General features: G+C 68.6%; 24 protein-coding genes and 4 tRNA genes. 7 read left to right on the top strand and 21 right to left on the bottom strand.

Translation table 11 applies throughout. The features are described 5' to 3' along the window. Positions 1–798: 798 nt before the first annotated feature. The 14 genes from AC1U89_RS05790 to AC1U89_RS05855 form a co-directional block, all read right to left on the bottom strand. A tRNA-Arg gene (locus tag AC1U89_RS05790) sits at positions 799–875 on the bottom strand. Between the two features lie 32 nt (positions 876–907). Further along, positions 908–1,213 carry an ETC complex I subunit gene (locus AC1U89_RS05795; protein ID WP_165187923.1) on the bottom strand — a complete coding sequence of 102 codons (306 nt, stop codon included), beginning with the start codon at positions 1,211–1,213 and terminating at the stop codon, positions 908–910. Positions 1,214–1,259: 46 nt separating this feature from the next. Then, a tRNA-Pro gene (locus AC1U89_RS05800) sits at positions 1,260–1,336 on the bottom strand. Between the two features lie 75 nt (positions 1,337–1,411). Next, positions 1,412–1,918: a DUF192 domain-containing protein gene (locus AC1U89_RS05805; RefSeq protein ID WP_479898784.1), complete on the bottom strand. Its 507-nt coding sequence runs from the start codon at positions 1,916–1,918 to the stop codon at positions 1,412–1,414. 107 nt (positions 1,919–2,025) lie between these two features. After that, the gene (gene cspD / locus AC1U89_RS05810; protein ID WP_479898785.1) at positions 2,026–2,625 is read right to left on the bottom strand and encodes a stationary phase survival cold shock domain protein CspD; all 600 of its coding nucleotides are present in this window, start codon (positions 2,623–2,625) and stop codon (positions 2,026–2,028) included. A gap of 173 nt (positions 2,626–2,798) precedes the next feature. Next, positions 2,799–2,873: transfer RNA gene (locus tag AC1U89_RS05815), tRNA-Glu, on the bottom strand. A gap of 53 nt (positions 2,874–2,926) precedes the next feature. Then, positions 2,927–3,001, bottom strand: a tRNA-Glu gene (locus tag AC1U89_RS05820). A gap of 69 nt (positions 3,002–3,070) precedes the next feature. Further along, positions 3,071–4,885, bottom strand: a complete 1,815-nt coding sequence (gene recJ / locus AC1U89_RS05825; RefSeq protein ID WP_479898786.1) for a single-stranded-DNA-specific exonuclease RecJ — start codon at positions 4,883–4,885, stop codon at positions 3,071–3,073. Between the two features lie 172 nt (positions 4,886–5,057). Continuing rightward, the gene (locus AC1U89_RS05830) at positions 5,058–6,035 is read right to left on the bottom strand and encodes a class 1 fructose-bisphosphatase (RefSeq protein ID WP_479898787.1); all 978 of its coding nucleotides are present in this window, start codon (positions 6,033–6,035) and stop codon (positions 5,058–5,060) included. 145 nt (positions 6,036–6,180) lie between these two features. After that, a complete protein-coding gene (gene glpX, locus AC1U89_RS05835) occupies positions 6,181–7,134 on the bottom strand; it encodes a class II fructose-bisphosphatase (protein WP_479898788.1) in 954 nt (317 codons plus the stop codon). A gap of 52 nt (positions 7,135–7,186) precedes the next feature. Next, positions 7,187–8,482: a homoserine dehydrogenase gene (locus AC1U89_RS05840; RefSeq protein WP_479898789.1), complete on the bottom strand. Its 1,296-nt coding sequence runs from the start codon at positions 8,480–8,482 to the stop codon at positions 7,187–7,189. 10 nt (positions 8,483–8,492) lie between these two features. Continuing rightward, positions 8,493–8,852: a hypothetical protein gene (locus AC1U89_RS05845; protein WP_479898790.1), complete on the bottom strand. Its 360-nt coding sequence runs from the start codon at positions 8,850–8,852 to the stop codon at positions 8,493–8,495. A 6-nt stretch (positions 8,853–8,858) separates the two neighbouring features. Beyond that, entirely contained in the window at positions 8,859–10,079 is a 1,221-nt protein-coding gene (locus tag AC1U89_RS05850; protein WP_479898791.1) for an LL-diaminopimelate aminotransferase, read from the bottom strand. A 109-nt stretch (positions 10,080–10,188) separates the two neighbouring features. Next, positions 10,189–10,671: a hypothetical protein gene (locus tag AC1U89_RS05855; protein WP_479898792.1), complete on the bottom strand. Its 483-nt coding sequence runs from the start codon at positions 10,669–10,671 to the stop codon at positions 10,189–10,191. A 95-nt stretch (positions 10,672–10,766) separates the two neighbouring features. On the opposite strand from AC1U89_RS05855, the gene AC1U89_RS05860 reads away from it, so the two are divergent. After that, positions 10,767–12,755 carry a class I poly(R)-hydroxyalkanoic acid synthase gene (locus tag AC1U89_RS05860; protein ID WP_479898793.1) on the top strand — a complete coding sequence of 663 codons (1,989 nt, stop codon included), beginning with the start codon at positions 10,767–10,769 and terminating at the stop codon, positions 12,753–12,755. On the opposite strand, the gene AC1U89_RS05865 is transcribed toward AC1U89_RS05860, so the two are convergent. Continuing rightward, positions 12,756–13,112 (bottom strand): antibiotic biosynthesis monooxygenase, encoded by a 357-nt coding sequence (locus AC1U89_RS05865; protein WP_479898794.1) that lies wholly within the window; start codon positions 13,110–13,112, stop codon positions 12,756–12,758. A 75-nt stretch (positions 13,113–13,187) separates the two neighbouring features. Here AC1U89_RS05865 and soxR point away from each other — a divergent pair, with 75 nt between their 5' ends. Together soxR and AC1U89_RS05875 are read left to right on the top strand one after the other, a co-directional pair. Continuing rightward, entirely contained in the window at positions 13,188–13,646 is a 459-nt protein-coding gene (soxR, locus tag AC1U89_RS05870) for a redox-sensitive transcriptional activator SoxR (RefSeq protein WP_479898795.1), read from the top strand. 125 nt (positions 13,647–13,771) lie between these two features. Further along, positions 13,772–14,371: a DUF1287 domain-containing protein gene (locus tag AC1U89_RS05875; protein WP_479898796.1), complete on the top strand. Its 600-nt coding sequence runs from the start codon at positions 13,772–13,774 to the stop codon at positions 14,369–14,371. A gap of 8 nt (positions 14,372–14,379) precedes the next feature. Here the strand turns inward: AC1U89_RS05875 and argC are convergent, their stop codons facing one another. Further along, on the bottom strand, positions 14,380–15,327 hold the full coding sequence (argC, locus tag AC1U89_RS05880; protein ID WP_479898797.1) for an N-acetyl-gamma-glutamyl-phosphate reductase: 948 nt from the start codon (positions 15,325–15,327) through the stop codon (positions 14,380–14,382). Between the two features lie 157 nt (positions 15,328–15,484). Between argC and AC1U89_RS05885 the strand changes: the two genes are divergently transcribed. Together AC1U89_RS05885 and AC1U89_RS05890 are read left to right on the top strand one after the other, a co-directional pair. Next, positions 15,485–16,132 carry a DsbA family oxidoreductase gene (locus AC1U89_RS05885; RefSeq protein WP_479898798.1) on the top strand — a complete coding sequence of 216 codons (648 nt, stop codon included), beginning with the start codon at positions 15,485–15,487 and terminating at the stop codon, positions 16,130–16,132. 93 nt (positions 16,133–16,225) lie between these two features. After that, positions 16,226–16,813 carry a sigma-70 family RNA polymerase sigma factor gene (locus AC1U89_RS05890; protein ID WP_029915119.1) on the top strand — a complete coding sequence of 196 codons (588 nt, stop codon included), beginning with the start codon at positions 16,226–16,228 and terminating at the stop codon, positions 16,811–16,813. Positions 16,814–16,845: 32 nt separating this feature from the next. Here AC1U89_RS05890 and AC1U89_RS05895 read toward each other — a convergent pair whose 3' ends face one another. From AC1U89_RS05895 to AC1U89_RS05905, 3 genes are all read right to left on the bottom strand, one after another. Continuing rightward, positions 16,846–17,787, bottom strand: a complete 942-nt coding sequence (locus AC1U89_RS05895; RefSeq protein WP_479898799.1) for a DUF808 domain-containing protein — start codon at positions 17,785–17,787, stop codon at positions 16,846–16,848. A gap of 68 nt (positions 17,788–17,855) precedes the next feature. Next, positions 17,856–18,062, bottom strand: a complete 207-nt coding sequence (locus AC1U89_RS05900) for a hypothetical protein (protein ID WP_479898800.1) — start codon at positions 18,060–18,062, stop codon at positions 17,856–17,858. A gap of 5 nt (positions 18,063–18,067) precedes the next feature. Continuing rightward, a complete protein-coding gene (locus AC1U89_RS05905) occupies positions 18,068–18,286 on the bottom strand; it encodes a hypothetical protein (protein ID WP_479898801.1) in 219 nt (72 codons plus the stop codon). A 174-nt stretch (positions 18,287–18,460) separates the two neighbouring features. Between AC1U89_RS05905 and AC1U89_RS05910 the strand changes: the two genes are divergently transcribed. Beyond that, complete coding sequence (locus AC1U89_RS05910) at positions 18,461–19,537, top strand: alkene reductase (RefSeq protein WP_479898802.1); 1,077 nt, start codon at positions 18,461–18,463, stop codon at positions 19,535–19,537. Positions 19,538–19,642: 105 nt separating this feature from the next. Beyond that, positions 19,643–20,077 (top strand): hypothetical protein, encoded by a 435-nt coding sequence (locus tag AC1U89_RS05915; protein ID WP_479898803.1) that lies wholly within the window; start codon positions 19,643–19,645, stop codon positions 20,075–20,077. 6 nt (positions 20,078–20,083) lie between these two features. Here AC1U89_RS05915 and AC1U89_RS05920 read toward each other — a convergent pair whose 3' ends face one another. Beyond that, the gene (locus AC1U89_RS05920) at positions 20,084–20,521 is read right to left on the bottom strand and encodes a VOC family protein (protein ID WP_479898804.1); all 438 of its coding nucleotides are present in this window, start codon (positions 20,519–20,521) and stop codon (positions 20,084–20,086) included. A 93-nt stretch (positions 20,522–20,614) separates the two neighbouring features. Further along, positions 20,615–20,797 carry a hypothetical protein gene (locus AC1U89_RS05925; RefSeq protein WP_479898805.1) on the bottom strand — a complete coding sequence of 61 codons (183 nt, stop codon included), beginning with the start codon at positions 20,795–20,797 and terminating at the stop codon, positions 20,615–20,617. Positions 20,798–20,844 lie beyond the last annotated feature (47 nt).

Below are 20,844 nucleotides of genomic sequence, written 5' to 3' on the forward strand. Positions count from 1 at the left end.
CTTTCCCCTTGAGCGCCAGATCGACGGCGCGACCGACAGGGACCTTACCGCCCCTATACGATTTCCCAATCTAGCCGCCTCGGTGTCGACAACGCCCGCGCCGTGGCTAGTGGAGAGAGACCACGACCGCCCGCGCGTCGAGTCCTCCCATGGTCCGCTCTCTTCCCGCCGCCCGTCCCGCCAGCCCGCGCTCCCTGCGCGAGCGCCGGATCGCCGCCCTCTCGACGCCCGTCGCGAGCGCCGGGGATGACGCTCCACGGCTGCGCTGGACGCTGGACCAGCGCTGCGCCGCCCTGGGCGTTCCCCTGACCGAGGCGTGGCGAAGCCTGGCTCAGATCTTCGACGAGACCGACGCGCCCCTGTCGGTCGCCGAGGTCTGGAACCGTGCGCGGACGCTGGACCTGAAGGCCAGCCGTGCGCACGTCAATCACCTGATCAAGAGCTTGCGGGCGCTCGGCGTGCTGATCATCGCCGACGCCGGCCCGCCCATCCGTTACGCGACGCCCCTGGCCCTTCGGATAGGCCTGCTCACGCGGGCCGGCCAGGATCCGCTTCCGATCGAAGACCCCTGGCGATCGAGGCCCTGGCCGCCGCCCTGCGACGCGCGGGCCAGCGGCTGGAAGGTCGCGACATCGAGATCACGCTGGTCGAGCGGACGGTCGAAGCGCCCGTCGACGCGCTGGATCCGAACTGAAAGCCCGCCTCGCGCACGCCTGTCACGGCATCCGCCCCTGCTCGGCCGCAGCCGATTTCGCCTCGGGCGGTTCTGGTGCGCCGTGTCGCACGGCTGGCGTAGGTTGGCGCGCCCTGCTGGATTCGAACCAGCGACCGCTCGCTTAGAAGGCGAGTGCTCTATCCAGCTGAGCTAAGGGCGCTAACCCCGTGGGGAAAGCTTGCGGCGTAAAGCCTAGTGCGTCCAGGGCTGGCGGCGGCCGGCGGCGAAGTTGTCCGCGTAGGCCTTGATGATCCGCTTGGGCGTCTTGGGCTCGAACAGCTGGAACGAGATCTCGTGACGCTGGGCGTAGGCCACGGCCTCGTCGCGGGTCTCGAAGTTCAGGCGCACCTGGCCGTTCATGTCGCTCGACTGGGTCCAGCCCATCAGCGGGTCGGGACGTCTGGCCGAGGCCGGTTCGAACTCCAGCACCCAATCCTTGGTCTTGGCCTTGCCGGACTGCATGGCGGTCTTGGCGGGGCGGTAGATGCGCGCGAGCATGAGGGCCTCTCCAGGTCGATCGTCCCCCCTCGAAAGGGGGTCTAGGTGGTCGGAGCGGCAGGATTTGAACCTGCGACCCTCTGGTCCCAAACCAGATGCGCTACCAGACTGCGCTACGCTCCGAAACACCGAGCGGGTGCTCTACAGGGCTTCGCCGCCGGGGGCAAACGGAACGGACGCCCAAAACCTCGAAAGACGTCAGCCTTTCGGGAAGATTTTGTTGAGCACCCGGTCGCCGGGCAGGATGCCCAGTTGGGCGGCGCGGCCGCCGGGGATCTCGAGCACGCCCCGGATCACCCCGCCCGAGGGGATCGGTGTCTCGTCGTGCGGCACGGCGTTGCGGGCGATCGACAGCACTCGGCCGTCGGGCGCGATATAGATGATGTCCAGCGGGATCAGGGTGTTCTTCATCCAGAACGCCGCCCGCTGGGGCGGGTTGTACGGGAACAGCATGCCGCGGTCGGGGGCTAGCGACTTGCGGAACATCAGGCCCCGCTCCTGCTCGGCCCTGGTCACGGCCAGCTCGACGGTGAACCTGGCCCGTCCCCGGCTGGTCAGGATCTCGACCGTGTCGAGCTTGCCCGCGGGGGCGACCGCGGCCGGCTTGGGCTTGGCCTGCCAGGCCTCGGCGGGCGCCGCGATCGACAGGCTGGAGAACAGGGCCAGGACGACCAGCGCCAGGGCGCGTCGTCCGATCGTCGTCATCCCGATCGTCCTCATGAATGTCACGCGCGCCTCATCATCCTCGCCGCGTCCCGCGACGCGGCGATCCTACGACGTCATATCGCGATGGCGAAAGTCAGTCCTGGGGGTCAGTCCTCGCCGGCGGTGATCTCGGCCACCACCAGCCCCTTGGGGCCCTCGGCGAAACGCACCATGACATCGTCGCCCGGCTGGAGGTCCTCCAGCCCGCCGCGACGCAGGGTCTCGATGTGCACGAAGATGTCGCCCGGCTGGCCCTCGCGGACGACGAAGCCGTAGCCCTTGGTGCGGTTGAACCACTTGACCTTGGCGCGCTCGGCCGGCCCCACGGGCTCCAGCATCTGGCGGCCGCTGTCGACGCCCGAACGGAAATGGTCGCGGCGCATGCCCACGCCGTCGCTGAACGACCGCTTGGGCCGCTCCAGGGGCGCCGGCGCGGCGCTCTCGTCCAGGTCCACGACCTCGGACACCTGCCAGCCCTTGGGGCGCTTGACCACGTCGCAGACGATGATCGCGCCTTCCAGCGCCGTTTCCCGGCCGCAGCTGCGCAGAGATGTGACGTGCAGCAGCACGTCCTTCAGGCCGGTCTGACCCGGATCGTCGGGGACGATGAACCCGTACCCCTTTCCCGTATCAAACCACTTCACGCGACCGCTGATACGCACGAATTCCTCATGCGATCCCGAGTCCTCGAAATCGAAACCAGACATTCCGCCCCTCTGGCTCGCCCAGACAGCCCAGGGGGCGAGCACCACAGAATAACACTGTTCTCGCGAGAGGAGAGCCGTCAATAACCAATTGAGGCGAAAAGGCGATCACGAGACGTACGCGACATTTCGTCGCAGCGCCTAGACCGACATAAACCTGAAATGTCCGTGGTGGGTGGCAGTCCCTAGGGGAGTCGAACCCCTCTCTCCAGAATGAAAATCTGGCGTCCTAACCGATAGACGAAGGGACCACGGCGCCTGCATTAGGCGGGTATTCGCATGTAAAGTCTAAGTAGCTTCGCGGTGGCAGTCCCTAGGGGAGTCGAACCCCTCTCTCCAGAATGAAAATCTGGCGTCCTAACCGATAGACGAAGGGACCGCGTGGCCGCGAAGAGCAGGCGATATACAAAGCTTCCCCCCGGCGCGCAAGCGACGAAGAGCAGTTTTTTCAGGTCACGCGCATGCGGGGGTCCGCGACGTCCTCGATCTCCAGCTGCACGCCTTCCCGGCCCATATAATCGTCCGGTTTCAGACGTCCCACGACGTGCAGCGCGCYGCCGCCGGCCAGCAGGCGCTCGCCCAGGGGGGTCTCGGCCGAGCGCCAGGAAATGGCCTTGATTCGGTCGCCCGACGGCCCAACGAGGTCGACCCGCACGTGGCCGCCCTTCATCGCCATCATCCGCTCCGGCCGCACGCCGGCCAGGGCGAACATCGGCTCGGGGTTGCCCGGACCGAACGGCGCCAACTGCTGGAACTCGCTCCACAGGGCGCGGTTGGCGGCTCTGGGCTGGACCAGGGCGTCGATCTCGACCCCCTCGACGCCGACCGCCTCCATCTCGCCGGCCAGGCGCTCCTCCAGGAAGGCGCGGAACTCGGGAATCGAATCGGGACGGATCGACAGGCCCGCCGCCATGGCGTGGCCGCCGCCGGCCATCAGCAGGCCCGCCTCGAAGGCGGCCTGGATCGACGCGCCCAGATTGACGCCCGGCTGGCTGCGGCCCGAACCCTTGCCGACATTGGCGGCGCGGTCGACGCCGATCACCACCACGGGCTTGCGATAGCGCTCGCGCAGGCGGCCGGCGACGATGCCGATCACCCCGGGGTGCCAGTTCTCGCCCGCCACCACGATCACCGGGGCGTCGGGATTGAAGTTGCTGCCGCGCTCCAGCATGGCCGCGGCCTCCTCGACCACGGCGGCCTCGACGGCCTTGCGCTCGGTGTTCAGGCCGTCCAGCTCCTCGGCCAGGGCCTGGGCCTCCAGCGGGTCGTCCGTGGACAGCAGGCGCGCGCCAAGGTCCGAGCGGCCGATCCGTCCGCCGGCGTTGATGCGCGGCCCCAGGATGAAGCCGGCGTGGAACACCGAGGCCGGGCCCGAACCCTTGCCCACCTGGAACAGCGCCTTCAGACCCGGATTGCCCCAGCTGGACATGGTCCGAAGGCCCAGGGTGGTCAGGGCGCGGTTGAAGCCGACCAGCTGGGTGACGTCGCAGACCTCGCCCATGGCCACCAGGTCCAACCACTGGCGCAGGTCCGGCTGCGGGCGCTCGTCGGTGAACAGGCCGCGCTTGCGGGCCTCGCGGTTCAGGGCGGCCAGCAGGACGAAGGTCACGCCGGCGGCGGCCAGAACCCCCTGCCCGCTCTGACAGCCCGGCCGGTTGGGATTGACCACGGCGGCCGCGGCCGGCGGGTCCTCGCGCATCAGGTGGTGGTCGATCACCACCACTTCGAGACCGATGGTGGCGGCGCTGGCGATGGCGTCGTAGGCGGCCGCGCCGCAGTCCAGGGTGACGACCAGCTCGGCCCCGCTGTCGCGGATGGTCTTGAAAGCCGCCGGGCTGGGGCCGTAGCCCTCGGTCAGGCGGTCGGGGATGTAGATCGGCAGCTCGACGCCCATGTAGCGGAACCAGCGGACCAGCTGGGCGGCGCTGGTGGCGCCGTCGACGTCGTAGTCGGCGAACACCATGGTCGGCCGGCCGCTTTCCAGGGCGTCGATCAGGATCTCGGCGGCCCGGTCCATGTCGGTGAAGCTGGACGGGTCGGGGAACAGCGCCTTCAGGGTGGGGCGCAGATAGTGCTCGGCGGCGTCGACGCCCACCCCGCGCGAGGCCAGGGCCCGGGCCAGGGGTTCGGACAGACCGTGCATCTGCTGGTGGCTGCGGGCGATGCTCGCGTCGCCCGGCCGCTCGCGCCAGGCCCGGCCGCTGATCGACCGCTCGACGTCGAGGAAGTGGCCCGTGGCGAGGGGCGCGTGTCCGTCGGCCATGGCTTAGCCCTTCCTTGCGGGAAGACGGCCGGAAATGCGGAGCTTGGCGGTCGTGGTCATCTCCCGAGCCTACGCGCTTCGGCGGATTCGCTCCACGGGCGGGGCGAGGGTCGGAAGATAGATCGTAGGTGCGTCAGAAGCGGACGTCGCTCGGGGACATGCCCCGGTCCGGCTAGCCCGCCGCGGTTTCCGCTCCGACCACATCCACCTCGTTGGCCGAGCCCAGCACCACCGGCACGCGCTGGTGCAGTTTAGTGGGCTGCAGGTCCAGGATCGCGGTGGCGCCGTCGGTCGACTTGCCGCCCGCCCGCTCGACGATCAACGACATGGGGTTGGCTTCGTACAGCAGGCGCAGCTTGCCCGGCTTGTCGGGCTCGCGGGCGTCCCAAGGGTACATGAAGACGCCGCCGCGCATCAGGATGCGGTGGACGTCGGCCACCATCGAGGCCACCCAGCGCATGTTGAAGTTCTTGCCGCGCGGACCGGTCTTGCCCTGCAGGCAGCCGTCGATATAGCGGCGCACCGGCGCGGCCCAGTGGCGCTGGTTGGACATGTTGATCGCGAACTCGGCGGTGTCGGCTGGGATGGCGACGGTCGGGTGGGTCAGCCGCCAGGCGCCGTCGGCGTCCAGGGTGAAGCCGGCCACGCCCTTGGACAGGGTCAGGACCAGCATGGTMTGCGGGCCGTAGACCGCGTAGCCGGCGGCGACCTGGTTGCGGCCGGCCAGCAGGAAGTCGGCCTCGCTGGGGGCCACGCCGGCCGGCGCGGGCAGGATCGAGAAGATCGTGCCGACCGAAACGTTGACGTCGATGTTGCTGGAGCCGTCCAGCGGATCGAAGGTGACCAGATAACCGCCGATAGCCCCCGTGGCCTCGACCGTCTCCAGTTCCTCCGACGCCAGGCCGGCGACCAGCGGACAGCCCTGCAGCGCATCGCGCAGGATGTCGTTGGTGATGATGTCGAGCTTCTTCTGCTCCTCGTCCTGCACGTTGACCACGCCGGCCGCGCCCAGGCTGCCCGAGATCGCGCCGGAAGCCACGACCTTGCTGATCTTGGCGCAGGCCCCGGCGATCGCGGTGACGACGGCCTTCACCTCGTCGCCCGCCGGCTCGTCAGCGAGCCATCCGGCGAGATCGGTCAGGGTGGTCATGGAGGGCCTCTTGGGAATGAAGGATTCGCCGCGACCATAGCGCGCGCGGCGCGAATTCCGATCCGGCTGGATCAGCTTCCTGCTCTAGGATGTTGTTGTGACGCATTTTCCGGCGGCGGATCGGCGCCCGTCGGCCGGAAGACCGCTAGGCCTTCCGCTTCATCCGCACTTCGCGCACCGTGCCGGTCGACGAGTTCATGACCAGGGTGTGGGTGTGGACGAAGCCGTCCTTGTAGGTCACCCCGTCCAGCAGATTGCCCCAGGTGACGCCGGTCGCGGCGAAGATCGCGTCGGCGCGGACGATCTCGTGCAGGTCGTACTTCTTGTCGAGGTCGGTGATGCCCCAGCGGGCGGCGCGGGCGCGCTCGTCGCCGTTGCGGAACAACAGGCGGCCTTGGAACTGGCCGCCGACGCATTTCAGCGCCGCGCAGGCCAGGACGCCTTCGGGCGCGCCGCCGGAGCCGACATAGAGGTCGATGCCGGTCGAGGGATCGGTGGTGGCGATCACCCCGGCCACGTCGCCGTCMGTGATCAGATTGACCCGCGCGCCCACCGACCGGATGCTGGCGATGATCTCGGCGTGACGCGGACGGTCCAGCACGCAGACGGTGATGTGCTGGGGATCGACGCCCTTGGCGGCGGCCACGGCCTTGACGTTGTCGGCGGGCGACTTGTCCAGGTCGATCACCCCGGCCGGCAGGCCCGGACCGCAGGCGATCTTGTCCATGTAGGTGTCGGGGGCGTTCAGCAGGCTGCCCTTGGGCGCCCAGGCCATCACCGCCAGGGCGTTGGGCATGGCCTTGGCGGTCAGGGTGGTGCCTTCCAGCGGGTCCAGGGCGATGTCGATGGCGGGGCCCTGCCCCGTACCGACCTTTTCGCCGATATAGAGCATGGGCGCTTCGTCGCGCTCGCCCTCGCCGATCACGATCTCGCCGTCGATCGCCAGCTCGTTCAACGTGTTGCGCATGGCGTCGACCGCGGCCTGGTCGGCCGCCTTCTCGTCGCCCCGCCCCACCATCGACCACGAGGCGATGGCGGCGGCTTCCGTCACGCGAACCGCGTCCAGGACCAGCGAACGGTCCAGGGTCTTCGAACTCATCAACGTCTCCCAGCCTATGCGAGGCTCAAGTCCCGGCCGCTTGGCGCGGCTCTCAGATGCGCGCGACGCGCAAAAGGCGGGGACGCTCTAGCACGGCGTGCAGTTTTTCGATGCGACTAATCGCGTCGAGGAGATTGGATTCGGGAGTCGCGTGCGTAACGAGCACGATGGGGACGCCGCCCGCGCCCTCGACCGGCTTCTGCAGGAAGCTGTCGATCGAGACGCCGCATTCGGCCAGGGTTTCGGAGATCGCGGCGATGGCGCCGGGCTCGTCGCGGACCATGATCCGCAGATAGGCCTTGCCCACCGAACGGGCCGGATCGACAGCCACGAACGGCTTCAGCTGACCGGCCGGGGCCTGGAACACCGGGCGGCGGGCGCCGGTCATGACGTCGGCGATGTCGGCGGCCACGGCGGCGGCGGTCGGGCCCGCGCCTGCGCCCGGCCCCTGGATGAAGATCCGGCCGATCCGCTTGCCCTCGATGAAAAGAGCGTTCAGCGCGCCGCCGGCCTGGGCCAGCGGATGCTCCAGCGGGACCAGTGACGGATGCACCTTCACCGACACGCCGTCGTCGCTCTTGGCCGCCCCGGCCACCAGCTTGATGCGGTAGCCCAGGTCCTTGGCCAGCTTGATGTCCAGCAGTTCGACGTCGCTGATGCCCTCGATCTCGGCGGCGTCGAAGTCGGGCGCGCAGCCGAAGGCCAGGGCGGCCAGGATGCTGATCTTGTGGCCGGCGTCGAAACCGCCGACGTCCATGGTCGGATCGGCCTCGGCGTAGCCCAGGCCTTGGGCCTCGCGCAGCACGTCGGCGAAATCGCGGCCGGTCTTCTCCATCTCGCTAAGGATGAAGTTGCAGGTGCCGTTGAGGATGCCGGCCACGCCCACGACCTCGTCGCCGACCATGGCCTCTCGCAGCATCTTCACCGCCGGCGTGCCGCCCATGACGGCGGCTTCGAACAGCAGAGGCGCGTCGTTGGCCTCGGCCAGGGCGGCCAGCTCGGCCCCGTGCTCGGCGATCAGGGCCTTGTTGGCGGTGACCACCGGCTTGCCCAGCTTCAGCGCCGCCTCGACGGCGGCTTTCGCCGGACCGTCGCTGCCGCCGACCAGCTCGACGAACAGATCCACGTCGGGCGACGAGGCCAGGGCCACCGGATCGTCGAACCAGGTCAGGCCCGAGATGTCGACCGCGCGCGGCCGCGACTTGGACCGGGCCGACACCGCCGTCACCACGGCGCGATCGCCGGCGGGCGCGAAGTCGGGCGCCTCGGCCAGGAACTGCAGCAGGCCGCCGCCAACGGTGCCGAGGCCGGCGACGCCGATGCGCCAGGTCTTGTTGGGGGTGCTCATCGGGTCCTGCTCAATCCAAGCTTATCGTCACGTGTTTGGTATCGGTGTCGAGCGCCAGCCAATCGTCGCGCTCCTCGTCCGGAAGAAGGTCGGCGTAGCCTTCGCCTCGCACGAACGCGTCCAGAGCGCGCTCGCCGAGCCGCACGGTCATGGCGTAGCGCGTGAACGCCTTGCCGACGTCCTCGCGCTCCATGATCCAGGCGCAGCCGCGAATGACACCACCCTCGATCGCCAATGGCCGATCGGGGATGAAGTCATCCACCCAGTAGTGTTCGAGACGCGGTAGGTTCTTGTCCGCCCGGATCACGTGGACGGAGTTCCGGGCCAGACGGCCCCAGAACCACGCCTCGCTGATCGGCTCGTCCGCCATGCGCGCTTAAGCCTGTTCCATCTTGTTGTGCGCCTTGGCCAGGATCGTGTCGGCGTTGGCGATGAACTTCTTGACGTTGCGGGCGGCCTGCTTGATCCGCTGCTCGTTCTCGACGAGGCCGATGCGGACATAACCCTCGCCGTACTCGCCGAAGCCGATGCCGGGGGCCACGGCGACGCCGGCCTCCTCGATCAGCAGGCGCGAGAACAGCATCGAGCCGGCGGCTTCGAACTGCTCGGGGATCTTGGCCCAGGCGAACATCGAGGCCGGCGGATTGGGAATGTCCCAGCCCGCGGCCTTCATGGACTTGATCAGCGTGTCGCGGCGGCTCTTGTAGATGCCGCGGATCTCGTCGACGCAGTCTTGCGGACCGTTCAGGGCGGCGGCGGCGGCCACCTGCACCGGGGTGTAGGCGCCGTAGTCCAGATACGACTTCACGCGGGCCAGGGCCGCGCAGATGCGGGCGTTGCCGACCACCATGCCCACGCGCCAGCCGGCCATGGCGTAGGTCTTCGACAGCGAGTTGACCTCGACGGCGATGTCCTTGGCGCCCTCGACCTGCAGGATCGACGGCGGCGGGTTGTTGTCGAAATAGATCTCGCCATAGGCCACGTCGCTGATCACCAGCAGGTCGTGCTTCTTGGCCAGCGCCACGGCGTCCTTGTAGAAGTCCAGGTCCACCCACTGGGCGGTCGGGTTGGACGGATAGGACAGGATCAGCACGCTGGCGGGCGGCACCGAGTGCTTGGCCGCGCGGCTGATGTTGGACAGGTACTGCTCGGGGCTCAGCGCCGGCACGTGGCGGATCACGCCGCCGGCCATGATGAAGCCGAAGGCGTGGATCGGATAGGCCGGGTTCGGGCAGATGATCACGTCGCCCGGCGCGGTCAGGGCCTGGGCCAGGTTGGCGAAGCCTTCCTTMGAGCCCAGGGTGGCGATCACCTCGGTGTCTGGGTTCAGCTTCACGCCGAAGCGGCGGCCGTAGTAGCCGGCCATGGCCTTGCGCAGGCCGGCGATACCCTTGGAGGCCGAATAGCGGCCGGCCTTGGGGTCGCGGGCGGTCTCGATCAGCTTGTCGACGATGTGCTTGGGCGTGGGCATGTCGGGATTGCCCATCCCGAAGTCGATGATGTCGGTGCCCTCGGCGCGCAGGCGCGCCTTGATCTTGTTCACCTCCTCGAAAACGTAGGGCGGGAGGCGGCGGATACGGTGGAAATCGGAGGTCATGAAATGCTCATTGCGCCGCAGCGGCGCGCCGGGAGCGGATGTCGGGCATGGATAGACCCCAAGCGGGGCATAGCCAAGCCAGTTACGGGAATTTTATGCCTCCGTCGCCCTATTGGGGCTTGGACGGAGGCGCGGTAGCTCGATCGCGCGCCGCCTTTGCGAAGGCTTCGGTCGCGGCGCGGTCGGCGTCGGTGGGGATGTCGCTGGGCGGCGCCTTGCCGACCTTGCGGGCCTTGGACGCGTAACCTTCGGTGTCGGACAGGGTCCAGGTCTCGGGCGCCGTGTCGCGCTTCAGCTTGTCGGCGGCGACCTTTTCGGCGCCGACGGCCTTCTTGAACTGGACGGGCGTGCGCACGTCGGTCGGGATCGGCGGGATATCGATGAAGCGCGGCAGGTCGGCGTGCTTGGAATCCTTGGCCGCGGCGTTGGCCGCGGCGGCCACCGGCGAGTTGGGATCAGCCGGCGGCGGCGAGAACGGCGAAACGGACGACAGCGACGAAGCGCAGGCGCTCACTCCCGCCAGCAGGCCCACCAGGGCCGCGCCGCGAAAGAGTACGCCAAGACGTGCGATTTTACCGGGTTGGTCGTTCATCTTGTCTCAGGTCTTATGCGATGATCGCGGCGAGCGAAAGGCCATCCGCATCGCCGAGGCGAGATGGCCCAAGAGAAGACGGTGGAAGGAAGTTCATGGCCACGACCGAAACCTCTCCGAAACCGCGCAAAAAGCCCGCCGCCAAGGCTGACGCCGCGCCGGCGCCCGCAAAGTCCAAGGCCAAGGCCGCGCCGAAGGTTCCGCCGAAAGTCGATCCGCCGCCGCCGCCCCGCGCCCAGCACGCCGAATCGACCGTCCCGCCGTCCAGCGCCCTGCCCGACTTCGAGGCCTTCCTGTCGCCCGACCAGCGCCAGATGCTGGAGACCCTGTCGGCCAACCTGGCCCGCGCCGCCGTCACCGCCCAGGGCGCGATCGCCGAGGCGGCCCTGCGCCAGGCCGACCGTCCGGCCGCCCTCAGCCCCGATCCCTTCCACGTCGGCCCAGCCTTCAACGAGGTGATGACCAGCCTGGCCGCCCAGCCCGACCGGCTGCTGCGCGCCCAGGCCGACCTGTTCAGCCGCTACATGGACCTGTGGCAGTCGGCTGCCCGCAAGGCGACCGGCGAGGAGACCCAGCCCGTGGTCGCCCCCGCCCCCGGCGACAAGCGGTTCAGCGACCCCGACTGGGCGTCCAACCCGATGTTCGACATGATGAAGCAGAGCTACCTGCTGTCGTCGAACTGGCTGAACGACCTGGTCTCCCAGGCCCAGGGCGTCGATCCCTCGACCAAGCGCCGGGTCGAGTTCTTCACCAAGATGCTGACCGACGCTTTCTCGCCGTCGAACTTCCTGATCTCCAACCCCGCCGCCCTGCGCGAGGTGATGCAGAGCAAGGGTGAGAGCCTGGTGCGCGGCATGGAGAACTTCGCGGCCGACCTGGAACGCGGCGGCGGTCAGCTGGCCATCAGCCAGACCGACCTGGCCAAGTTCAAGGTCGGCGAGAACGTCGCCACCGCCCCGGGCAAGGTGGTCTACCAGAACGACATCCTGCAGCTGCTGCAGTTCTCGCCGACCACCGAGACGGTCCACGAGGTTCCGCTGCTGATCTTCCCGCCGTGGATCAACAAGTTCTACATCCTGGACCTGCGGCCCGAGAACTCGATGATCCGCTGGCTGACCGGCCGGGGCTTCACGGTGTTCGTGGCCTCGTGGGTCAATCCCGACAGCCACCAGGCCAAGAAGACCTTCGAGGACTACATGCTCGAGGGGATCTACGACGCGACCCAGCAGGTCATGACCCAGGCCGGCGTCGATCGGGTCAACACCGTCGGCTACTGCATCGGCGGCACCCTGCTGTCCTGCGCCCTGGCCCACATGGCCGCCAAGGGTGACAAGCGGATCAATTCGGCCACCTTCTTCGCGGCCCAGCAGGACTTCTCCGAAGCCGGCGACCTGCTGCTGTTCACCAACGAGGAATGGCTGCAGTCGATCGAAAGCCTGATGGACCAGCAGGGCGGCTACCTGCCCAGCCAGTCGATGGCCGACACGTTCAACAGCCTGCGCGGCAACGACCTGATCTGGTCGTTCTTCATCAACAACTACCTGATGGGCAAGGAGCCGCGGCCGTTCGACCTCCTGTTCTGGAACGCCGACCAGACGCGCATGCCCAAGGCTCTGCACCTGTTCTATCTGCGCAATTTCTATAAGGACAACGCCCTGACCATGGGCCGCCTGACCCTGGGCGGCGAGCAGCTGGACCTGTCGAAGGTCAAGACGCCGATCTATGTCCAGTCATCCAAGGACGACCACATCGCGCCCTACCCCAGCGTCTATCGCGGCGCCCGGGCGTTCGGCGGGCCGGTGACCTTCACCATGGCGGGTTCGGGCCACATCGCCGGGGTGATCAACCATCCGGACGCCAACAAGTACCAGCACTGGACCAACGAGCAGCTGCCCGCCTCGGTCGAGGGCTGGCGGTCCGGCGCGGTCGAGCATCCGGGGTCGTGGTGGCCCCACTGGTCGACTTGGCTGAAGGCCCGGTCCGGCCAGCAGGTCCCGGCTCGCGATCCAGCCAAGGGCGTCCTCAAGCCGATCGAGGACGCCCCGGGCAGTTTCGTCCGTGTACGGTCCGATGCGCCCGCCTGATCAGATCAGGCCCACCTCGTAGGCCAGCTCGACCGGCATCGCCTCCGCGCGGTCGATCAGCGGCTGCACGCGTTCCAGGTGCTCGGTGAAGCGCGGGTCCTGGCGGAACCGCTCGGCGTTCTGCGCCGTGTCGAAGGAGGTCACCAGGACCACCACGCCCTTGGCGGGCGACTTGAGCATCCGGGTCCCGCGCACCCCGGCGACCTGGCCCCGCACCCGCATGAACTGCTCGTGCTGCAGGGCGACGAACTCGTCGAACTTGCCGGGCTTGGTCTGGATGATGCTGACGCTGAAGACCGGCGGGTCGGCCAGGGCAGCGGCGACGGCGGCGTGATCGGGGACGGTGAGCGTGGTCATGAAGGCTCCTGAAGGGCGTTGCCGTGGAAGGAGCCTCCCGTGTAAAACCTCAACCAAAGTTGAGGTCAAGCGCCAATGTCCAAACCTGATCCGGCCTTTCCCGGCGGCACGCTCAGCGTCGGCGAAGTGGCCAAGCGCAGCGGCGTGGCGGTCTCGACCCTGCACTTCTACGAAACCAAGGGCCTGATCCGCAGTCTGCGGACCGAGGGCAACCAGCGACGCTATCCGCGCGGGATCCTGCGAAGGGTGGCGGTGATCAAGGTGGCCCAGCGCACCGGCATCCCCCTGGCCTCGATCCAGGCCGCCCTGGCCCGCCTGCCCGACGGCCGCGCGCCTACAGCGGAGGACTGGGCCGAGCTGTCGCGCGCCTGGCGGGCCGAGCTGGACGAGCGCATCCTGCGCCTGACCCAGCTGCGCGACCAGCTGGACGACTGCATCGGCTGCGGTTGCCTGTCGCTGAAGGCCTGCCCGTTGCGGAACCCGCAGGACGTCCTGGCGGGCCAGGGCGCCGGGCCACGGTTGCTGGAGCCCTAGGCAGGCTAAGGACCTGCACGCCGATCGGCCGGAACACCACAAGAGCGACCCATGTTCGCCCAAAACTCGCCGGGATTCTGGTCGAGCTTGCCGGCATGGGACTCAGCCGCCGGACAGCACTAGGGATGCTGCTCGCAACGCCGATCGTCGGCGCGGGCGACGTCCTCGCGCGCCCCGCGCCGGCGCCCAGCGGCGAACGCCTAGCCCAGGCCGCGCGCAGCCAGGTGGGTGTGACCCGGGACTATGATCCCAGCTATCGCGCCATCCCCTACCCCAACGGCGATGTCCTGCGCTCGACCGGGGTCTGCGCCGACGTGCTGGTGCGCGCGGCCCGCGACGCCTGGAGGGCCGACCTGCAGCAGCTGGTCCACGAAGACATGACCCGCAATTTCGACGCCTATCCGTCGCGGCGCGCGTGGGGGCTGAAGGGGCCGGACTCCAACATCGACCACCGCCGGGTGTTGAACCTGGAGACCTATCTGGAACGCCAGAAGGCCCTGCTGGCCCGCGCGCCCGCCAAGGCCGGCGGCGACCGGTTCGACGATCCGCTGCCCGGCGACATCCTGACCTGGCGGGTCTGGGGCGGCCGCCCGCACATCGGCGTGGTCAGCCAGGGCCCCGAGCACGTGCGCGTGGTCCACAACATCGGCTGGGGCGCCAAGGAGGAGCCGCTGTGGATGTTCAAGCTCCACACGGCGGTCGGGCACTATCGCTGGCGGGCGTGACGCGGGCGCTAGAGCCCCGCGCCTTCCTTCAGGCCCAGCATCAGGTTCAGGTTCTGCACCGCCGCGCCCGACGCGCCCTTGCCCAGGTTGTCGAGCAGGGCCACCAGGCGGACCTGGCCGCTGTTTTCCGAACCGAACACGAACAGCTTCAGGCGGTTGGTGTTGTTCAGCCCCTCGGGGTCCAGGGTCGTCAGACTCTTGGCCTCGTGCAGCGACGCCACCTCAACGAAGGGCTCGCGGTCGTAGTGGTCGGCCAGGGCTTCGTGGATCTCGTTCATCGAAACGCTGCCGTTCAGCATGCTCAGGTGCAGCGGCAGCTCCACCAGCATGCCCTGGGCGTAGCGCCCGACGGCCGGGGTGAAGATCGGCCGCGTCAGCAGGCCGCCGTGCGCCTGGATCTCGGGCAGGTGCTTGTGGTTCAGGCCCGTGGCGTAGATCCGGTACGGGACCTTGGTGTAGTGCGGCGAGGTCTCGTCCTCGAACTCGGCGATCATCGCCTTGCCGCCGCCGGTGTAGCCCGACACGGCGTTGAACGAGAGCGGCAGGTCGGCGGCGATGATGTCGTTCGAGACCAGCGGCCGCACCAGGGCGATGGCGCCGGTCGCGTAGCAGCCGGGGTTCGACACCCGCGTCGACTTGGCCACCTTGGCGCGCTGCTCCTCGTCCAGCTCCGGGAAGCCGTAGGTCCAGCCGGCCGCGGTGCGGTGGGCGGTCGAGGCGTCGATCACCTTGACCTTCGGGTCCTCGATCAGCGCCTCGGCCTCCTTGGCCGCGTCGTCGGGCAGGCACAGGATCACGGCGTCGGCGGCGTTCAGCATCGCCTTGCGGGCTTCGGGGTCCTTGCGCTTGTCCGGATCGATCGAGACCAGCTGCAGGTCCTTGCGACCGACCAGACGCTCGCGGATCTGCAACCCGGTGGTGCCCGCTTCGCCGTCGATGAAGACCTTGGGGGCCATGCGCCCTCCCGTAACCCGAACCCTTGAGGAGCGGTCCCTCTAGCGTACTCCGATCGCGAGCGAAACGGGTCTTTGGGCCGCGCCCACCGGTTTGTCGGTCGTGCAATCGGCGGAGCCCATCCTATATCCGGGGTCTCGCTCGCCATCGGATCGCGCCATGACCAAGCCCCTCAAGATCGACTTCGTCTCCGACGTCTCCTGCCCCTGGTGCATCGTCGGCCTGGGCGGGCTGGAGACGGCGCTGGAGCGGGTCGGCGACCTCGTCGAGGCCGACATCCATTTCCAGCCGTTCGAGCTGAATCCCCATATGCCGCCCGAAGGCCAGAACATCGTCGAGCACGTCGGCCAGAAGTACGGCGCGACGCCGGAACAGTCGGCGGTCAACCGCAAGGCTATCCACGAGCGGGCCGCCTCGGTGGGCTTCACGATGAAGACCAACGAGAACAGCCGCATCTACAACACCTTCGACGCCCACCGCCTGCTGCACTGGGCCGGGATCGTCGGCGGCCAGAAGGCGCTCAAGCGGGCTCTGTTCGACGCCTATTTCACCGACGGGCTCAGCCCGGCCGACCACCAGGTCCTGGTGGCCGCCGCGGAGAAGGCGGGCCTGGACGGCGCCGAGGCGCGCCAGGTGCTGGCCTCGGGCCAGTACGCCCAGGAGGTCCGCGACGCCGAGCGCCGCTGGCAGGCGGCCGGGATCAATTCGGTGCCGGCCGTGGTGATCAACGACCGCTATCTGATCTCGGGCGGCCAGCCGCCGGAATATTTCGAGCAGGCCCTGCGCCAGATCGCGGCCGAGGCCTGACCKGGCCTGACCGGCGTTCGGTCAAATTTATTTACCGAGAAGCGGAGCCTTAGTCCGGCGAGGACGTTCATTCCCCGAACGGGGATTATCCGCATGACCAATCAGACTTCGGCCCAAACCGCTTTCGAACGTGAGCTCGTCAGCCTGATCCCGCACCTGCGGGCCTTCGGCCGCTCGCTGACCGGCAACGCCAGCCACGGCGACGACCTGGCCCAGGACGCGCTCGCCAAGGCCCTGGCCTCGCGCGCCTCCTACCAGCCGGGCACCAACATGAAGGCCTGGACCTTCATGATCCTGCGCAACGTCTTCTATTCGGAAAAGCGTCGCTCGTGGCGTTCGTGCGCCCTTGACCCCGAGGTCGCCGAGCGCACGCTGGTCTCGAACTCCAACCCGACCGCCGCCCTGGAGCTGGACGAGATGCGCCGGGCGCTGGACATGCTGCCGCCCGACCAGCGCGAGGCCCTGATCCTGATCGGCGCCGCGGGCATGTCCTACGAGGAGGTCGCCGAGGTCACCGGCGCGGCCCTGGGCACGATCAAGAGCCGGGTCAGCCGCGCCCGCGATCGCCTGGCCCTGATCTTCGCCGAAGGCCGGATCACCGAGGACCAGATGCCGGCCCACGCGGCCATGGCCTCGATCTTCCGCCAGATCGACGACTACCGGTCGCGTCAAGCCGCCTAGCGAACCGCTCGCCAGGCCAACAAGGGCGGCGCCTAGTGCGCCGCCTTTTTGCTGGGGATCAGGTGGACCGCGCCGACGATCGCGCCGCCCACGATCAGGCCCACCACGGCCGAGCCGGCGGCCATGGCCAGCCAGCCGGTCACAGCCCCGATCCCCGGAACCTGGCCGGCCCAGTGCGACGCGCCCTCCACCCAGTGCGGGATCGGGGTGAGGTGGAAGTGCTCCAGGCCGTGGACGATGATGCCGCCGCCCACCCACAGCATGGCCGCGGTGCCGATCACGGTCAGGGCCTCCATGGTCACCGGCATGGCCTTGACCAGGCCGCGTCCCAGACCTTGCAGCACCTTCGAGCGTCCCTTGGCCAGGTGCAGGCCGATGTCGTCCATCTTCACGATCAGCCCGACCACGCCGTAGACCGCCACGGTCAGCAGCACGCCGATGATGGCCAGGGCCGCGGCCTGGATCGCCAGCGGCTTGTCGGCGACGTCGGCCAGGGCGATGGCCATGATCTCGCCGGACAGGATCAGGTCGGTGCGGATCGCGCCGTTGACCTTCTGGGTCTCCAGCTCGGCGCTGCTGAGGGCGAAGTCCTCGGCCTCGTCGCCGGCCACCTCGTGCTCGACGAAAGCCTCGATGATCTTCTCGGTGGCCTCGAAGGCCAGATAGGCGCCGCCGACCATCAGGATCGGGGTCACCGCCCACGGCGCGAAGGCGCTGAGGATCAGGGCCCCGGGCAGAAGGAACAGCAGCTTGTTGCGGAACGAGCCGACCGCGATCTTCCAGACGATCGGCAATTCGCGCTCGGGCGTGAAGCCCATGGCGTAGCCCGGCGTGACGGCGGTGTCGTCGACCACCACCCCGGCGGCCTTGACCCCCGCCTTGCCGGCGGCCCCGCTCACGTCGTCCAGCGAGGCGGCCGCCAGCTTGGTGATGCCGGCGATGTCGTCGAGAAGGGCGGCGAGGCCGGAGGGCATGAAGGATTCTCTGCTCCGAGGGGGTCTGGTCTAGGCGAATAGACCGGACTGCTCGCTCCGGTCGAGCCCTAACCCTTCTTGAGCACCGCGTCCGCCTTGCTGTCGATCCGCTTTTCCTCGGCCTTGGACATCCGGCCGGCCTTCACGGCCTGGCTGGCGCGGGCCTTGGCGTTGCGAGCGTGGGCCTTGTCCTCGATCGGATAGGCGCGCTTTTCCGGTTCGGCGAAGGCCTTGTCGGGCAGCCTGTCGCGTTTCTCGGTATTCAGTTCGGCCATGACGGTCAGTCCTTCGGATGGGCCACGCCCAGCGCCTCGGTCGGGCCGTCGTCCTCGTCATCGGGCGTGACGACCTCGGTCGGCTCCCTCTGCCGCGCCAGGTCGCGGGCGCCGACCCCGCCGCCGTGCTCGATGTTGAGGTTGGCCTCGACCGTGGACGGGTCGTAGGTGCTGTCGTCCTCGTCTCCGTTGGTCACGTCGAGGGTCTCGTTGGGTTCGGCCATGGGAGTTCTCCGTCTCTCCCMAAGCCAACGACGCTCGAAGGCAGGGCGTTCCCCCAGATTCCCTGCGATGCGCTTCAGAATAAAATCAGAGCCTGTGGCAGTTGCGATCGAAGCGCGGCACGCCAGATATGCCAGACGCCGACGCGGGGTCGGCGAGCCTTCCAGAGATTCTTCATGCCCACCCTGTTCGATCCGCTTGTCGTCGGCGACCTGGAGTTGCCAAACCGCGTCGTCATGGCGCCGCTGACCCGCCTGCGGGCCGGCCCCACCCAGATCCCCAACGCCCTGATGGCCGAGTACTACGCCCAGCGCGCCTCGGCCGGCCTGCTGATCACCGAGGGCGTGCCGGTCTCGCCGCAGGGCGTCGGCTACCAGGGCGTGCCCGGTATCTGGTCCCAGGCGCAGGTCGAGGGCTGGAAGCAGGTCACCAAGGCCGTGCACGACAAGGGCGGCCGCATCTTCATCCAGCTGTGGCACGTGGGCCGGGTCTCCGACCCGTCGTTCCACGACGGCGCCGCGCCGGTCGGTCCCAGCGCCATCCCGGCCAAGGGCCATGTCAGCCTGCTGCGTCCCGAACGCCCCTACCCCACGCCCCGCGCCCTCACGACCGAGGAAGTCGCCGGCGTGGTCGAGGCCTTCCGCAAGGGCGCCGAGAACGCCAAGGCCGCCGGCTTCGACGGCGCCGAGATCCACGGCGCCAACGGCTACCTGCTCGACCAGTTCCTGCAGGACGGCTCGAACCAGCGCACCGACCAGTACGGCGGCCCGATCGAGAACCGCGCCCGCCTGCTGCTCGAAGTGGCGGACGCCGTCGCCTCGGTGTTCGGCCCCGGCCGCGTGGGCGTGCACCTGGCGCCGCGCGCCGACAGCCACTCGATGGGCGACAGCGACCTGGCCGCCACCTTCGGCTACGCGGCCAAGGAGCTGGGCAAGCGCCGGATCGCCTTCCTCTGCGCCCGCGAATACGAAGGCCCCGACAGCCTGGGCGTMGACCTGAAGCAGGCGTTCGGCGGCGTCTACATCGCCAACGAGAAGTTCACCCGCGAAACCGCCCAGGCGGCGCTCGACGCCGGCAAGTACGACGCCATCGCCTTCGGCAAGGCCTACATCGCCAATCCGGACCTGGTGGAGCGCCTGCAACGCGACGCGCCGCTGAACGCCCCCGACCCGACCACCTTCTACGGCGGCGACGGCCGGGGCTATGTCGACTACCCCACCCTGGAAGCCTCCCTCGTGGCCGCGGCCGAATAGGCAAGCCGCCAGAAAGGTTGGGATTTCCACCTGAGTCCGTATCCGCTGCGCCATTTGCCGCGTTGGGTCTTCACCACGCGCCGCGCAGCGGATACAGGCTTAACCATGAGCAAGACCAACGATCACTGGAAGACCATCCTGCAACGCGGCGCCAACGCCCTGGCCTTCCGGATCACCAGCCCGCCCAGCGCCGTCAAGCCGACCATGGTCGCCGAACCCGCGCCCCAGAAGCGCGCGCTGCCGGTCGTGGTCTATCATGCCGTGGCCGCGTGCGCCCTGGTCGACGGCTGGGTGGCGGCCGGCGAAGGCGAGGTCCTGATCGACCGTCCGGCCATCCTGACCCGGCAGAAGCTGGCCAACGCCAAGGCCGCCGAACCGCCCGGCAGCATCCAGTCGCCGTTCTCGACCGGCTACGCGGCCGACTATCGATTGGAGCTGGCCCGCCTGGCCTGGCTGGCGATCATCGACGATCCCGAAGCCCGCCTCGAAACCCTGGCCGCGCTCTACACGCCGCCGGAACCGCGGGTGAAGCTGGTCTAGGAACGCCTACCAGGCGCCCGTGTTGGGCATCGAGGCCCAGGGCTCGGTCGGCTCCAGATTGCCATCCTGCAGCAGTTCGACCGAGATGTTGTCGGGCGAGCGGACGAAGGCCATGTGGCCGTCGCGCGGCGGACGGTTGATCGTCACCCCCATGTCCATCAGCCGCTGGCAGGTCTCGTAGATGTCGTCCACCCGGTAGGCCAGGTGGCCGAAGTTGCGGCCGCCCTGATAGTCCTCGGGGTCCCAGTTGTAGGTCAGCTCGACCAGCGGCGCCTTGCGGTCCTTGGCCAGCTCGACGTCTTCCGGCGCGGCCAGGAACACCAGGGTGAAACGCCCCTTGTCGTTCTCCATCCGGTACATTTCGGTCAGGCCCAGCCCCTCGCAATAGAAACGCAACGAGGCGTCGAGGTCCTTCACGCGGACCATGGTGTGCAGATAGCGCATGGAGCGGCTCCCGGAAGTGGAGAGAGGTCTGTCGAGCCGGCAGGATACAGCGGCGGCGCGGCCGCCCGCACCCCACAAATCATCCGGGAAGGCTTACTTCGCGGCCTGGACGCCCTGGCCTTGCAGCACCTGTTGGGCGCGCTCGACGGCTTCCATCAGATGGCCCAGGGCCAGGCCCTCGGGGCTGTCGGCGCGGTAGATCTCGCGCAGGGCCGGCACCCGGTCCTTGCAGGCGGCCATCGCGTCCAGGGCCCGATCGATCTTTCGCGTCAGCATGTCCGTAACCGCCAGAAATGTTCTATATTCGTTCTACAACGGCGGTT

It is taken from the genome of Caulobacter sp. 05T431 (genome assembly GCF_056665975.1).